Source organism: Brevibacterium otitidis (assembly GCF_042429315.1).
Classification (GTDB): Bacteria; Actinomycetota; Actinomycetes; order Actinomycetales; family Brevibacteriaceae; genus Brevibacterium; species Brevibacterium otitidis.
Genome location: NZ_JBHMAU010000096.1, coordinates 1 through 1,274, shown reverse-complemented (window position 1 = coordinate 1,274; position 1,274 = coordinate 1). Strand labels below are relative to the sequence as shown.

Here is a 1,274-nt window from a genome sequence, read left to right as displayed (position 1 = left end):
CGACGTCGCAGGCCACACAATCCACGCCACCACCCCCGTGCCCCACAACGTCCAGACCATCATCCAGCACCTGCCAAAACCTGACTAATTTGAGCCAAGTCAGGTCGAAGAGCGCTGCCGAACAGGCGGCCACGGTGCTGCGCGAGCACCTGCCGATGCCGATTCTGCTGCAGGGGGAGGACACCCTCTCGGCACTCGTCGGCCGGTTCGCAGCGGAGGCGGACACGTGCCTGTTCGGCACCATGTCGCTGTGGCAGGGCGTCGACGTGCCCGGGCGGACCTGCCGGCTCGTCGTCATCGACCGGATCCCCTTCCCGCGCCCGGACGACCCGCTGGCGCTCGCCCGCACACAGGCAGCCGCCCAGCGCGGTGCCAACGGGTTCATGACCGTCTCCGCCACCCATGCCGCACTGCGCCTGGCCCAGGGGGCCGGGCGGCTCATCCGCTCCGTGCAGGACCAGGGCGTCGTCGCCGTGCTCGACTCCCGGCTGCGCACCGCCGGATACGCCGGATTCCTGCTCGCCAGCCTGCCGCCGATGTGGCGGACCGACAATCCGGCCCTTGTGCGCGATGCGCTCACCCGGCTGGCACCTTACCGCGAGGACTGAGCAGACCCTGGAGTGCCCTAGGCTTTTAGCGTCCAGTTGGCTTGAGTGTTGTCCGTTAGCATTCCGTCTGGTGGCGGGGAGAATGGATGACGATGAAGAAGTTCACCGAGCACCCCGGGAGCAGATCGTCCGGAAACTTGATCGTGCCCGGAAAATGAGGGAACCGGTTCCAGATAACCGAGTCTCCACGAATCCCGGAGCGCTTCACCCGCAGAGTGCAGATGCATCTACCCAGGGATTGGCCGTGGGAGACGGAGTGGACAAGCCTGTTCACGACCGCTAATGCTCCGCCGGAGAAAGTGGCGGCCTGACCGACCAGCCGAGAACGGCGCAACGCGAGGACCGATCAGTGGAACACTCCGGGCAGGGAGGCCCGGCAGTGCCTCTTGCCCGAATTCCGGGACCGAGCTCAAAGACAGATCACGCCTACCTACCCAAGCGATCCGGTGGATTCAGGTTAAGCGGCTGCTGCGCTCAACGAGCGTCCCGATCGCCGACCTGCTGGTGCCGATGATCAGGTCCCCTTCCCATTGGCCGGGGACGGCGCGGTCGTCGGCTTCGGCAGGGCGTTGGCTGAGGACCACTTCGGATGGGCGTGTCAGATGGGTTGTGTATGGGGGCCTGTCTGAAAGGATCTGTAGATGAGTGAAATTCATGAGCGTTGTG

General features: G+C 65.4%; 1 protein-coding gene and 1 pseudogene. One reads left to right on the top strand and one right to left on the bottom strand.

The features are described 5' to 3' along the window. A partial coding sequence (locus ACFFN1_RS13625) for an ATP-dependent DNA helicase (RefSeq protein ID WP_376841374.1) occupies positions 1-608 on the top strand: 608 nt, incomplete at its 5' end. A gap of 455 nt (positions 609-1,063) precedes the next feature. On the opposite strand, the pseudogene ACFFN1_RS16875 reads toward ACFFN1_RS13625, so the two are convergent. After that, a pseudogene (locus ACFFN1_RS16875) lies at positions 1,064-1,274 on the bottom strand (hypothetical protein); the annotation flags it as partial.